This is a genomic window from Mesorhizobium calcicola (genome assembly GCF_042682105.1).
Lineage (GTDB): Bacteria > Pseudomonadota > Alphaproteobacteria > Rhizobiales > Rhizobiaceae > Mesorhizobium > Mesorhizobium calcicola.
On record NZ_JBHUGY010000048.1, the window covers coordinates 18558 to 30709 of the forward strand.

A 12152-nucleotide genomic window follows, 5' to 3' on the forward strand; every position below is an offset into this window, starting at 1 on the left:
CTTGTTCACAAGCCCCAGCGCAATGGGGGCCGGCGCGTCCGCTAGCGGGGGGTGGGGCGGACGCGCCGACGTCACCAACAACGCTGTGCCATCTTTTTGACGCGCACGACTGGGGTGGGTACGCCGGCAGTCATGCCGTTGCCTCGCCGAGATGGTCTTTGGTTGTAGGCCCGGTCCGGAGGGTGGGACCGCCGCTGAAATTTAACATGGGCGCAAGTGACTTGACTGTTCCACACAGAACAGTCCTCAACGGTCCCTGCCTCTGAGATGAGGATTGTCGTGCAGGACCACGTTCAGGAGGGAGTTATGAACCTCCAAATCTCCATCGTAATGGATGAACCCGAGCTTGCGGAACTTGTTCATGAACGTGCTGACGCGCGACCTGGTGGTGCCGACCATCTCCGCGAGCGTCTCCTGGCTTATCTTCGGTATGACAGGCTGAGGGCTCCCCTCCCTGCCAAAGTTCGCCATCAGAAGGAGCAATCTCGCCAGACGCTTCTCGCTCGAATTGAAAAGCTGGTCTACCAGGTCCTCTTCGACGCGGGCGTTCCTCGCCAGCAAATAGGACATGAACATCTCTGAGAACTTCGGCTCCTCCCGGAGCACCCGGGTGATTGATGCTTTATCAAGCCGCATAATGACGCTGTCCATCATCGCAGAAACCGTAGCCAACCGTAGCGGCTGGCCTGACAAGCAGCCTTCGCCGAAAAAGTCTCCGCTCTGGTGGAGAGCGACGATCGCTTCTTTGCCCTGCTCCGATACAATGCAGACTTTGACCTTGCCCTTCTGGATGTAGAAGACGGAATCCGCCGGGTCGCCCTGCGCATAGACAGTCTCGCTCTTGCGATACGTCGCCACAGTCCTTCCGCCGTCCACGGTATTGAGGAAGACGTTCACGTTGAATGGGCGCTTTTTGGTCCTGGCCACGACGGGTCTCAAGTTCGGCAAGGCGATATTTTAGCGCAGGCCGCGCGTCAGGAAAATCACCTAGTTTGATGACGGCAGCCCGCTTGGGCGATTGTCATGTCACAATTGTGAACTGGTCCACACATCTTGGTCATTGGGCAGAAAGATCATAAATCGCTGCCCCCTTCCCGAGAGATGGGTGATGTTCCAGAATGGACCGGAAAAGTTTGGCTGGGGTTCTTGGAAGCTTTTCGAACTTTCTGGCTCTCGCCTCAGGCCGAACTGCGGGCACTTGTAAGAGAAGCTGGGGTGTCGGAATCCGTCCTGGGGATGACTTTGATCGAGGTATTCGCTCATTATTAGCTTGCGCTCGCCGCCGCTTGGTCGCGAACGTTAGCTTTTGAGCCAGAGGACGTTCGCGTCTCATGGATAGACGTCAGCTTCTCGCCGCATCTCGGTCATGCCGCCGCTCCTCCTGACCCGGGGGCAGAGCGCTAAGTCCGGCGACCGCCACCACGAAGAACTCGCGATAGCAGAAGTCCGGATCGTCGATCAGGCAATTTGGCCGCTCCCCCAGTTCCCGCCAATAGGCCTGGTCAGCGTCGGGGAGGGCGTAGCCCGGCGCGACGCTGGCAAAATAGGCTAGCAGGTCCCGAACATAGTCATGCGTGAAACGAGGCGCGGCCGCCCAACGCTCGACCAGCCAGCCCTTGCGGCTGATGACCTCTAAGCCCGCCTGCCCCAGCCGCATCGGAAGTGTCGAACCGCAATCGGTGCCGAGCACGCCTCGGTCGCGAAATCCCTTGAGCCTGGCTGCCATGAAACGCGCGAACAGGGCCCGATCCATTGGCAGGATCTGCAGGATGGTCGAATCGAAATCCTTGACAGCGAAGATGCCGCCCGGCTTCAACACGCGCTTGGCCTCGCCGACGGCAAGCTCGAACTCTGCCGGCGTCAGATACTGCATGACATTGGCAGACCAGACACAATCGAACGATGCGTTGGCGAAAGGGAGCGACAGGATGCTGCCGACATGTGCGGCAATTTCCGGCGGCTGGGACAACGTGCCTGCGAGTGTCTCAACCCGGGTGATGTTTTCGGGCGCGAGGTCCAGCGCGGCGATGAAACCGGATGGGCCAACGGCCTTGGAGATGAGCGGCAGGAAGCTGCCGCTGCCGCAACCGGCGTCGAGCACACTCCAGCCCGGGCGGATGCCGGCGTCGAGGAATGCCGCCTCGTATTCTGGGCGCGACGATTCGAAATGAAGGTCGAGCCAGCCGGCGTCACTCGCTTCGTGACCAGCGGACGTTTCGTTTCTAGCAGACAAATGACTACTCCCCTTTCTTGCACGTCACAGATACAAGCGTGCCGAACGGCATCACGCAATGGCAGTGCGAATCTACGAGCAACCGGCGCGCCGCGCCAGCCAATCGCCGGCGGCAGCGAGAGCTCCTCAATCGTCACCGGCCTGCGGCCTGCTCCGTCAGACGGGGGTGCAAAATGATCGATCTCCCGAGAAGCAGCTACTACTACCGATCCACCGCAGGGGCTTTCAATCTTAACGATACCGACCTCGTTGCGATCATCGAGGACATTCAGGATGAATTGCCCTGCTACGGCTATCGCCGCGTAACGCACGAGCTTCACCGACGGGGGCACCTCGTTAATCACAAGCGTGTGGCGCGCGTGATGCGGGCCAACGGCCTGGGGATCAAGCCGCGCAGGCGCTATGTTCGCACGACCGATAGCAGCCACGATTCACCGATCTACCCGAACCTCTATCGCAACCTGATCCCGCCTCGACCCGACATGGTGTGGGTTGCCGATTTTACGTACATCCGGATTGCCGCTGGCTTCTGCTATCTGGCTGTCATTCTTGACGCCTGCAGCCGCAAGGTTGTGGGCTATGCACTATCGAAACGCCTGGACACGCCCCTGGCGCTGGCAGCATTGCATTCGGCCGTCGAGAACAGGAAACCTCCGCAAGGCTGCATTCACCACACTGACCGCGGATGCCAATACGCAAGCGAGACCTACCGACGGGCGCTTGATGCGGCCGGTCTAACAGGCTCCATGAGTGCCGTCGGGAACCCTATCACAACGCGCAGGCGGAAAGCTTCAAGAAGACGCTGAAAGTGGAAGATATCTATCCCGCCGGCTACGAGACTTTCATGGAAGTGGCCGAGCGATTGCCCCGGTTCATCGAAGAGGTCTACAATGCCAGGCGGATGCACTCAGCCCTTGGCTACAGATCGCCAGCAGAATTCGAAACCCAGCTCGCCCGGCAGGCGGCTTAGTTTGAAGCGCCTCGCTGGTCCAGCCTCAGGGGTTCACTCCAATGCCGGGTCAGTTCTCAGTGAAAATCAACAATTGCGCCACCGAATGTGATGCATCAGCTTTAGAGCGATCGTCCAAAAAGACTGATTTCGAAAATGTCCGAGCCGTTAGCCGCCAGTCCGCGTTCGGCCAAAAGCGGTCGACAGACGGTTCTACAATTGGCCATCGACTGGGGTTCTTGGACGTTTTTTGAACTTTCTGCTTCGCGCCACCAGCCGAACTGCGGGCACTGGTTAAGGAGGTCGGGATAGGCAACCGGACGATGCTTTCCTATATCGTAAAACCCTTGGCCGATCAGATCGACAGGGCATTCAGAGAAGAGTGAGCCCAGCTAGTAGATGTGGAGCCTCAACAGGTTGTCCCGATCAAGCCGAGCCTGTTGATTGGCGATTGCGACTCTAGGCTGCGTGCGGCCTATGCCAATTGTATGCGTAGCTTCTTTGCCATTCGAATTTCTCTGAGGCATGGCTTCGCACGATAATAAGATATGCAGTGACACGGCACGCTCAACCATTCGATCTATTCCGGCAAACCGAAAAGTGTTTGCGCGCCTGCTATTCCTCTGAGCGGATGACTGCCCATGGCGATCATCGGCTCGGCAGTTTCTGCCTCGAACACTGCCGACGCGAGCACCGTCCGTCCTAACGGCTTGCACAGCCCTTCGATGCGGCTGACAAGATTTACGGCCTTGCCGATCGCGGTGAAATCCAACCTGCCGGCAGTGCCGATATTCCCCCAAAATATCTCGCCGACATGCAGGCCAATGCCATATCCGAACTCAGGGTCCCCATTGCGGCGCCGAGTTTGGTTGAGATGATCTATCCCGGCGCGCGTGGCCTTCACGGCGCGTACCGCCGCGTCACATGCGGCCTTTGCATCGCGCTCGCCAATCGGGAAAATCGCGAGGACGCCATCACCTATAAACTTGAGAACCTCGCCACCAAATGCGTGCACTGCGCCGGCGACGCAATCGAACCAGGCATCAAGTATCAATACGATCTCGTCTGCATCGTGAACCTCGGATAGATCGGTGAAACCTCGAAGGTCCGCCCACAGAAGCGCAGTCCGTATCGTCTCTCCCTTTGCTCGACGAGAATGACCCTTGAGCACATGCGCTGCACTCCGCTTTCCCAAATATGCTTCGAGCAGTGCGCGTTTCGCAGACCGTTCTGCGAGTGCGGTCATCGGAGCCTCAGCAAACCGGGAGATTTGCCGCAGCAACTCTGACTGTGCCTCATCCGGAGCATGATCGAACGCCCACACCAAAGTCGGTGCGACACCGCCCGCTCCTTCGTCGAACACGATTGCCCGTGGCGTGGCAAACCACTCCCGCAGCACGAGCCGTGGATCGGCATTCTGGCGGTCGGCGCCTATCCCCAAAGCCTCGACCACTTCACCGCTAGGCGCTCGCCAGAGCCAGATGCGGCGTGAAATGATCGGCTCGGGAGCATCCTGTGCCAGCGCGCCGGCAATGATCGGCAAGCCGTCTTCCATCAAATGCGTTGAGAGCTGCAATAGAAGTCGCCCACCGTCGCCAATATGCGCGGCGTCGTCCAGAAGGAATGAGAGCGAGTTTGCGAGAAGCATCGGTAGAAGGTCACTCGGTACCAGCTTATGCTTACGCCTCGAACATCTTCTTGCAACTCCCAACATTCGCTTCAATGATGCACGGCATTCGATGCGGACGTGACCCGGAGTGAGCAATGGCGGAATCGCTTTACATAGAGATTGAGGTCGCGGCGCCACAAGCGACCGTGTTCGCGCTTTTGACCGATCCGGACCAGATCGTGCGATGGATCGGGACAGAAGCGAATTTGGATGCAACGCCGGGCGGTCTGTTCCTCGTCAATGTCGGCGGTCGCCATATGGCGCGCGGTGAGTTCACCGAGGTGATCCCGGTCCACCGTCTTGCCTACAGTTTTGGCTGGGAAGACAACGAGACCGTGCCGCCCGGCTCCAGCCATGTCGAGATCGACCTGATCGCTAGGGATGCGGGGACACTAATCCGCTTCACGCACAGCGGACTGCCGAGCGCAAAGGAGCGTGACAGCCATCGAACGGGATGGGAGCACTACCTCTCAAGGCTGAAGATCACTGCCGATGGGGGACATGTCGATCCCGACGTGCCGATGAAGAATATGTGATTTTAATATAAGGGTCGAGGATGCCTGTCATCCGAACCAGGCGCGGTATGTGTCAACGAGGCCCTTTGAACTCCGTCGCACACTGGCCGCTCGAGAAAGCTCAGCGACCTGCGGGCTGCTGCACCTGTAGAATGGTTAGCTAGATCGTCCATTTGGCGGTTAGGCGGACTGAAAGTCAGGATATCGCGATTTAAGCAAAAGGTCCCTTGGAAGAGGCTCCATCGCACTCAAAGTGATTGCTTGCGTCAGTTGCCGTCCTGCCCCGCAGGCATCGGCGCTCATTGTAGCATGAAGAGTCGGCACCGGGCTCGACGACCGGACATTTCTGCCGACGCGCTGCGGCCAGCGCGGCGGCAAGTTGAGGCCTTCGCTCGAGGGCACGGGCGAGCCGCCTTCAGTGGTGATGGGCGGAAACGCTCTTGACGTATTCGGACACCAGTTCCCTAGGCGCCGACTGACTGACGTCGCCGACGCTAAGGATGCCGACCATCCGCATATTCTTGTTTATCACCGGCAACCTGCGGATTTTCAGTTCCTCCATGTGCTGTACCGCCTTGGCCAGATCGTCGTCTTCGCGGCAGCAGTGAATGCCGGCCGTCATGACATCGCGCGCCGTCGCGGTGCGGTTGTCAAAACCATCGTCCGCCAGTCCTTTGCAGACGATGTCGCGGTCGGTCACCATTCCAATCAGCCGATCATTCTCGCCGATGGGAATCGACCCAATATCCTGGGCTCGCATCATTTTCGCCAGTTCGGTGACAGCGGTTTCGGGGCTGACCCAGTCGACGCCCCTATGCATTGCGTCTTTGACTTTCATAACGGACCTCCCTTGCTGGGGTTGGTGAATGTCCCTCTGTCTCATGTTACCGCGGACCGGGTTTGGCTGCCAGAGGTCGTCAATCCCGTCTCACTTTCTTGAAGCATGAGGCGAGATGCGTGAAAGCGGAATGCTCCGTGGTTGGCACGGGCAACGGCCGGCACCTCTTGGCGGGGAGGCCAGCACGGTGCCGGGCCTGGCCGGTGGGGTCGGGGGACGGGAACCGGTTGTTTGATAGTGGATGCGCTCCGGCCAATATGCGCAGCATGTGGACGAAGGACGCCTCGGCTGGCGCCATGGGAAATCGCTCTTCTACCTGTAGCTAGTCAAATCCGGATCGGGGTCCTGCTACAATCCCGAATGGCCGTCCGAATAGTGGTTGTCCTAGCGCTTCTTTCCGCCTTCGCCTACGGATTCGCAAAACTCGCGGAACGCTATGGCGGCGTTGGGGATCGGCCCCCTCCGTGTAAGCAATTGTCTGATTGCCCCGACCCGAACGCGCCGCCTCCAGAGCCCGAGCCTAAGGCGGGCTAGCTGGCCGATATCGTCCTGGCGCCCTTCAGCAGCCTTACCCCAGCGCCGCCGCGATGTAGGACGGCCGCTGGCTATAGGTGCTTCCCGGCGCGTATCATCGCCCGCGCAATCGCCCGATCAGAGCCCCTCCTTCGCTGGCCGCTATAGGGAAGACCGGCACCTGGCGCCGGTCTTCGTCCATTTTCTGGCAACTGAATGACTGCAATAGCTCGTTTCTTCGCGTTCACTACGGGCAGAGAAGCACGGAAGGCTGGCATCCGGCCGCCGGCCGGAAAAGCGAGGTCGCGCCAGTTGTGCGCACATCATTAGACGGTTTCGAGCCGGCTGAACCGAACCGGGATGAGTTTTCGAGTCTCGAGTTGCCCCGCCGCATCCTTGTCGATGATAGTCAGAAACTGTACTTCTTCAGACGCCAAAGGTAGAACAAGGCGTCCCCCTGCCTTGAGCTGATTCAGCAGAGCCGGCGGCGTCCGCTCAGCCGCCACGCTAACCAGGATCTTGTCGAATGGGGCGTACTCGGGCCAGCCGCGAGACCCGTCTCCAACACGAATGGCGACATTCGAGAAGCCAAGGCCCTGCAGGAGAGCCTCGGCATGGCTTGCGAATTCCTCGATGATTTCGACGCTCCAAACTTGTCCTGCGAGTTCCGCGAGGATCGCGGATTGATAGCCCAGGCCAGTCCCGATCTCGAGCACTGCCTCGTGCGGTTGGGGAGCAAGGAGATCGGTCATCAGAGCGACAATGAAGGGCTGCGAGACGGTCTTGTCGAAGCCGATCGGCAGCGGCATGTCCTCGTAGGCATAAGGCGCAAACGGGGCTGGCACGAAGCGATGCCGCGGCACCCGCTGCATCGATGCCATCACCCGCTCATCGAGCGTTGCCTTGCCGAGTTCTTCGCTTGCAAGGTCGGCATGGATCGCAATCATCTCGACCATGTGCCTGCGTAGAACCGCAAGGTGCTCTTCGTTCATCGGTTTCATGACGGTGAGGCTTTCCTCGACCAGCTGCCGGATAGCTTTATATCCTGTTCGTCTTGTCATAGTAACCGACAAGGCCGATGCGCTGGGGCATTGCCCATTTGATGCGTACGGGCTGGTTTCGCCAGGCCTACATCAAGTTGGAAAGCTGCTACCGCAAGCGGATTTTGTTGCCACACCGGTGCAATCTGAAGGCCAAGTTCCCTTCAGGAGCGAGGCATTCTTGCCGCGGAAGACGAACAGGTAACCAGAGAAGGGGTCATTCTTGAGCTGTTCCTGGATCCGCGTGGCAAGACCGTCGAGACCCTTGCGCATGTCGTGTAGCCGAGCGCCAGGTGCACTTTCACGCCAGCTGGAACGACGATCATGACGCCTTCTCCCTGCCGGCGAGCTGCCGCTTCACCGCAGCCGCAGTCGCACCCGCCGGTGCAAACACGCGCCGCCCATCATCCAGTTCGATCGCCGTCCGGCGGCCGAACGAGATCGCGCAATGCGGTCAGCGCCAGCGGCTCGTTTTCTCCATTGGCGAGTTCGACCATCGCCGGTGCTTGCCTATCGTCAGCAATCTGAAGAATGGGGATGGGGGACTTTGTCTGATTTCGACCGGCGTGCATGGCCCAAGCCTCATTGCGCGGGAACATACCCGGCACAAATCGAGCAATTCGTGTTGCACCCGTGTTGCATGGATTGGATTTGACCATTCGGGACAGTCAAGAATTACAATGGTTTAGCCCACAGAATGCGGAACGAAGCACGCGACACGAAAGCTATCAGGCGTTCCTTGTTAAGCATTGAAATAAAAGGAAAAAGTGCTTGGCTGGGGCGCCAGGATTCGAACCTGGGAATGTCGGTACCAAAAACCGATGCCTTACCACTTGGCGACGCCCCAATTGCCGTCAGAGTCGCTTGTGCGGCGCGTTCTTAGCAGAGCAGCCGAAAAGCACAATCCTTATGAGCGATGGTGGGAACGCCCAATTGGCAGCTAAGGCGGTTGCCACAAAGACGGCACAAGCCGGCTATTCAGACCACACCGCCATCTCGTTGCCGGCGGGATCGACAAAGTGGAAACGCCTGCCGCCGGGGAACGGGAAGATCGGCTTGACGATCGTGCCGCCGGCGCTTTCGACGGCGTCGAGGGTCGCTTCCAGATCCCTGCTGTAGAGCACCGGCAGCGGCTTGGCGGGCGCTTCCGCCGCATCGGCCTGAAAACCCCCGTCGAGCCCTTCGGCAAAAGCCGAGTAGGTCGGCCCATAGTCGGTGAACGACCAGGCAAAGGCAGCGCTGTAGAAGGCCTTCAACCGGTCCAGCGTTCCGCCGGTCGCCGGCATTTCAAGATAGTCGAGTTTTCCGGACAGTTTCATGGACACCCCATTTGTTCCCTTTATATTCTACTCCAAAAGCCCTGGGATGGCAAGTCTTTTTGACGCATCCCTGGACAGAGCTTTTGCTTAATCGATTGTAGCGGCCGGATGGCTTTGCCGACGCCTTGCCTTTCGCACTGCAGCATCATATCGCTCGACAGTCGGACACGGCGGAACTTTCCGTTTCGCCAATCTTTCCAATCTCCTGCAACCGGAGAGCAAAGCATGACCAAATGGGTTTTCACCTTTGGCGATGGTGCGGCGGAAGGCCGTGCCGGCGACAGGAATCTGCTGGGCGGCAAGGGCGCCAACCTGGCCGAGATGTGCAGCCTGGGCCTGCCGGTGCCGCCGGGTTTCACCATCACCACCGAGGTCTGCAACGCCTACTATGCCAATGGCCGCATTTATCCGGCGGGGCTGGAAGCCGATGTCGCGGTCGCGCTCGATCACATCGGCCGGCTGACCGGCCGCCGGTTCGGCGATCCGTCGAAACTGCTGCTGGTCTCGGTGCGTTCCGGCGCTCGCGCGTCGATGCCCGGCATGATGGATACCGTGCTCAATCTCGGGCTGAACGACGAGACGGTCGAGGCGCTGGCCGCCGATTCCGGCGATGCGCGCTTTGCCTATGACAGCTACCGCCGCTTCATCCAGATGTATTCCGATGTCGTGATGGGCCTCGACCATGAGGTTTTCGAGGAAATCCTCGAAGACCAGAAGGGCGGGCTCGGCCATGAGCTCGACACCGAACTGACGGCGCTCGAATGGCAAGGCGTCATCGCGCTCTACAAGGCCAAGGTCGAGGAAGAACTCGGCAAGCCGTTTCCGCAGGATCCGCAAGAGCAGCTCTGGGGCGCGATCGGCGCCGTGTTTTCGAGCTGGATGAACAACCGCGCCATCACCTACCGGCGCCTGCACGACATCCCCGAAAGCTGGGGCACGGCGGTCAACGTCCAGGCCATGGTGTTCGGCAATATGGGCGAGACCTCGGCCACTGGCGTTGCCTTCACCCGCAATCCGTCGACCGGCGAAAAGATGCTCTACGGCGAGTTCCTGGTGAACGCGCAGGGCGAGGACGTCGTTGCCGGCATCCGCACGCCGCAGAACATCACCGAGGCGGCGCGCATTGCCGCCGGATCGGACAAGCCATCCCTGCAGAAGCTGATGCCGGACGCGTTCCAGTCTTTCGTCACCATCTCCGACAGCCTGGAGAAGCACTACCGCGACATGCAGGATCTCGAATTCACCATCGAGCGCGGCAAATTGTGGATGCTGCAGACGAGGTCTGGCAAGCGCACCGCCAAAGCGGCGTTGAAGATCGCCGTCGAAATGGCAAGGGACAAGCTGATTACGAAGGAAGAGGCGGTCGCGCGCATCGATCCGGCCTCGCTCGACCAGCTGCTGCATCCGACCATCGATCCCAAGGCCGCGCGCGACGTCATCGGCATCGGGCTGCCGGCCTCTCCCGGCGCCGCCACCGGCGAGATCGTCTTTTCTTCCAGCGATGCCGAGGAGCTGAAGTCGCAAGGCCGCAAGGCGATCCTCGTGCGCATCGAAACCAGTCCCGAGGACATTCACGGCATGCATGCGGCGGAAGGCATCCTGACGACACGCGGCGGCATGACCAGTCACGCCGCGGTGGTGGCGCGCGGCATGGGCAAGCCTTGCGTGTCGGGCGCGGGCTCACTGCGCGTCGACTACAAGGCCGGCACGCTGACGGCGATGGGCTCGACCTTCCGCAAGGGTGACATCATCACCATCGACGGCGGCAATGGCCAGGTGCTGAAGGGCGCCGTGCCGATGCTGCAGCCGGAACTGTCCGGCGATTTTGCCGCCATCATGGAATGGGCGGACGCCGTGCGCCGCATGAAGGTGCGCACCAACGCCGAAACGCCGCTCGACGCGCGCATGGCGCGCTCCTTCGGCGCCGAAGGCATCGGGCTTTGCCGCACCGAGCATATGTTCTTCGAGGGCGACCGCATCGTCGCCATGCGCGAGATGATCCTGGCCGACACCGAAAGGGACCGGCGCACGGCACTCGCCAAGCTGCTGCCGATGCAGCGTTCGGATTTCCTCGAACTGTTCGAGATCATGGCCGGCCTGCCGGTGACGATCCGCCTGCTCGATCCGCCGCTGCACGAATTCCTGCCGAAGACCGAGGAGGAGGTGGCCGAGGTCGCTGCCGCCATGAAGGTGTCGCCGGACAAGCTCCGCGAGCGCACCGAAGCGCTGCACGAATTCAACCCGATGCTCGGTCATCGCGGCTGCCGCCTGGCCGTCTCCTATCCCGAGATCGCCGAGATGCAGGCGCGCGCCATTTTCGAGGCCGCCGTCGAGGCCGGCAAGAAGGCCGGCGCGCTTGTGGTTCCCGAAATCATGGTGCCACTGGTCGGCCTGGTGAAGGAACTCGACTATGTGAAGGCACGTATTGACGCTGTCGCCAAAAGCGTCATGGAGGAAACCGGCGTCAAGATCGACTATCTCACCGGAACGATGATTGAGCTGCCGCGCGCCGCGATCCGCGCCCATGTCATCGCCGCTACGGCCGAGTTCTTCTCCTTCGGCACCAACGACCTGACCCAGACCACATTCGGCATCTCGCGCGACGATGCGGCCTCGTTCCTGGAGACTTACCGCCAGAAGGGCATCATCGATCAGGATCCGTTCGTCTCGCTCGATATAGACGGCGTTGGCGAACTGGTGCGCATGGCTGCCGAAAAGGGCAAGGCGACGCGGCCCGACATCAAACTCGGCATCTGTGGAGAACATGGCGGCGACCCGGCCTCGATCCGCTTTTGCGAAGAGGTCGGCCTCGACTACGTGTCCTGCTCGCCCTATCGCGTGCCAATCGCGAGGCTGGCGGCCGCGCAGGCGGCGGTGCTGGTTGCCAAAGCAATTCCAGGAAAAGCGTGAAGCGGTTTTCCCGTCCGGCATCGCGTCAAAACAAAGGGTAGAGTGGTTCGCGGTTTCCGTGAAACCGTGAACTGCTGGAGCGCGCAGTCTGAGATCATGCGCGCGGACAACCGCTACAGCGGAATCGGCTGTTCACCGCACGGACGGTCAAATTGTCGCGCTGGGC

General features: G+C 60.3%; 11 protein-coding genes, 1 tRNA gene and 2 pseudogenes. 5 read left to right on the plus strand and 9 right to left on the minus strand.

Going from position 1 to position 12152, the window contains the following annotated elements:
- Window positions 1-246: 246 nt before the first annotated feature.
- Window positions 247-927 (minus strand): Crp/Fnr family transcriptional regulator, encoded by a 681-nt coding sequence (locus ACFSQT_RS28585; protein ID WP_379024432.1) that lies wholly within the window; start codon window positions 925-927, stop codon window positions 247-249.
- 415 nt (window positions 928-1342) lie between these two features.
- Window positions 1343-2233: a class I SAM-dependent methyltransferase gene (locus ACFSQT_RS28590; RefSeq protein WP_379024434.1), complete on the minus strand. Its 891-nt coding sequence runs from the start codon at window positions 2231-2233 to the stop codon at window positions 1343-1345.
- Window positions 2234-2271: 38 nt separating this feature from the next.
- On the opposite strand from ACFSQT_RS28590, the gene ACFSQT_RS28595 reads away from it, so the two are divergent.
- Together ACFSQT_RS28595 and ACFSQT_RS28600 are read left to right on the plus strand one after the other, a co-directional pair.
- Entirely contained in the window at window positions 2272-3039 is a 768-nt protein-coding gene (locus ACFSQT_RS28595) for an IS3 family transposase (protein ID WP_379024436.1), read from the plus strand.
- Window positions 3040-3041: 2 nt separating this feature from the next.
- Entirely contained in the window at window positions 3042-3203 is a 162-nt protein-coding gene (locus ACFSQT_RS28600) for an IS3 family transposase (protein WP_379024438.1), read from the plus strand.
- Between the two features lie 559 nt (window positions 3204-3762).
- Here ACFSQT_RS28600 and ACFSQT_RS28605 read toward each other — a convergent pair.
- Window positions 3763-4830 carry an adenylate/guanylate cyclase domain-containing protein gene (locus ACFSQT_RS28605; protein WP_379024440.1) on the minus strand — a complete coding sequence of 356 codons (1068 nt, stop codon included), beginning with the start codon at window positions 4828-4830 and terminating at the stop codon, window positions 3763-3765.
- A gap of 116 nt (window positions 4831-4946) precedes the next feature.
- On the opposite strand from ACFSQT_RS28605, the gene ACFSQT_RS28610 reads away from it, so the two are divergent.
- Window positions 4947-5387 carry an SRPBCC family protein gene (locus ACFSQT_RS28610; protein WP_379024442.1) on the plus strand — a complete coding sequence of 147 codons (441 nt, stop codon included), beginning with the start codon at window positions 4947-4949 and terminating at the stop codon, window positions 5385-5387.
- 394 nt (window positions 5388-5781) lie between these two features.
- Here ACFSQT_RS28610 and ACFSQT_RS28615 read toward each other — a convergent pair whose 3' ends face one another.
- Together ACFSQT_RS28615 and ACFSQT_RS28620 are read right to left on the minus strand one after the other, a co-directional pair.
- Window positions 5782-6204: a CBS domain-containing protein gene (locus tag ACFSQT_RS28615; protein WP_379024444.1), complete on the minus strand. Its 423-nt coding sequence runs from the start codon at window positions 6202-6204 to the stop codon at window positions 5782-5784.
- An 839-nt stretch (window positions 6205-7043) separates the two neighbouring features.
- The gene (locus tag ACFSQT_RS28620; protein ID WP_379024446.1) at window positions 7044-7718 is read right to left on the minus strand and encodes a protein-L-isoaspartate(D-aspartate) O-methyltransferase; all 675 of its coding nucleotides are present in this window, start codon (window positions 7716-7718) and stop codon (window positions 7044-7046) included.
- A 64-nt stretch (window positions 7719-7782) separates the two neighbouring features.
- Between ACFSQT_RS28620 and ACFSQT_RS39850 the strand changes: the two are divergent.
- Window positions 7783-7975, plus strand: a pseudogene (locus ACFSQT_RS39850) (IS110 family transposase); the annotation flags it as partial.
- Here ACFSQT_RS39850 and ACFSQT_RS39855 read toward each other — a convergent pair.
- The 4 genes and pseudogenes from ACFSQT_RS39855 to ACFSQT_RS28640 all read right to left on the minus strand — a co-directional run.
- A pseudogene (locus ACFSQT_RS39855) lies at window positions 7971-8030 on the minus strand (IS66 family insertion sequence element accessory protein TnpB); the annotation flags it as partial. The pseudogenes ACFSQT_RS39850 and ACFSQT_RS39855 overlap by 5 nt on opposite strands.
- 131 nt (window positions 8031-8161) lie before the next feature.
- Window positions 8162-8416, minus strand: coding sequence for a hypothetical protein (locus ACFSQT_RS28630; RefSeq protein ID WP_379024450.1), 255 nt, complete (start codon window positions 8414-8416; stop codon window positions 8162-8164).
- A 113-nt stretch (window positions 8417-8529) separates the two neighbouring features.
- A tRNA-Gln gene (locus ACFSQT_RS28635) sits at window positions 8530-8604 on the minus strand.
- A gap of 127 nt (window positions 8605-8731) precedes the next feature.
- Window positions 8732-9076, minus strand: coding sequence for a VOC family protein (locus ACFSQT_RS28640; protein ID WP_379024597.1), 345 nt, complete (start codon window positions 9074-9076; stop codon window positions 8732-8734).
- Window positions 9077-9301: 225 nt separating this feature from the next.
- Between ACFSQT_RS28640 and ppdK the strand changes: the two genes are divergently transcribed.
- Window positions 9302-11986 carry a pyruvate, phosphate dikinase gene (gene ppdK, locus ACFSQT_RS28645; protein ID WP_379024452.1) on the plus strand — a complete coding sequence of 895 codons (2685 nt, stop codon included), beginning with the start codon at window positions 9302-9304 and terminating at the stop codon, window positions 11984-11986.
- The last annotated feature ends 166 nt before the right edge of the window (window positions 11987-12152 follow it).

Excerpts from the sequence above, each read along its gene's own strand:
- ACFSQT_RS28630 (WP_379024450.1), bottom strand. The coding sequence starts at position 8,416 with ATGGTCAAATCCAATCCATGCAACACGGGTGCAACACGAATTGCTCGA.
- ACFSQT_RS28615 (WP_379024444.1), bottom strand. The coding sequence starts at position 6,204 with ATGAAAGTCAAAGACGCAATGCATAGGGGCGTCGACTGGGTCAGCCCC.
- ACFSQT_RS28610 (WP_379024442.1), top strand. The coding sequence starts at position 4,947 with ATGGCGGAATCGCTTTACATAGAGATTGAGGTCGCGGCGCCACAAGCG.
- ACFSQT_RS28605 (WP_379024440.1), bottom strand. The coding sequence starts at position 4,830 with ATGCTTCTCGCAAACTCGCTCTCATTCCTTCTGGACGACGCCGCGCAT.
- ACFSQT_RS28640 (WP_379024597.1), bottom strand. The coding sequence starts at position 9,076 with ATGAAACTGTCCGGAAAACTCGACTATCTTGAAATGCCGGCGACCGGC.
- ACFSQT_RS28620 (WP_379024446.1), bottom strand. The coding sequence starts at position 7,718 with ATGAAACCGATGAACGAAGAGCACCTTGCGGTTCTACGCAGGCACATG.
- ppdK (WP_379024452.1), top strand. The coding sequence starts at position 9,302 with ATGACCAAATGGGTTTTCACCTTTGGCGATGGTGCGGCGGAAGGCCGT.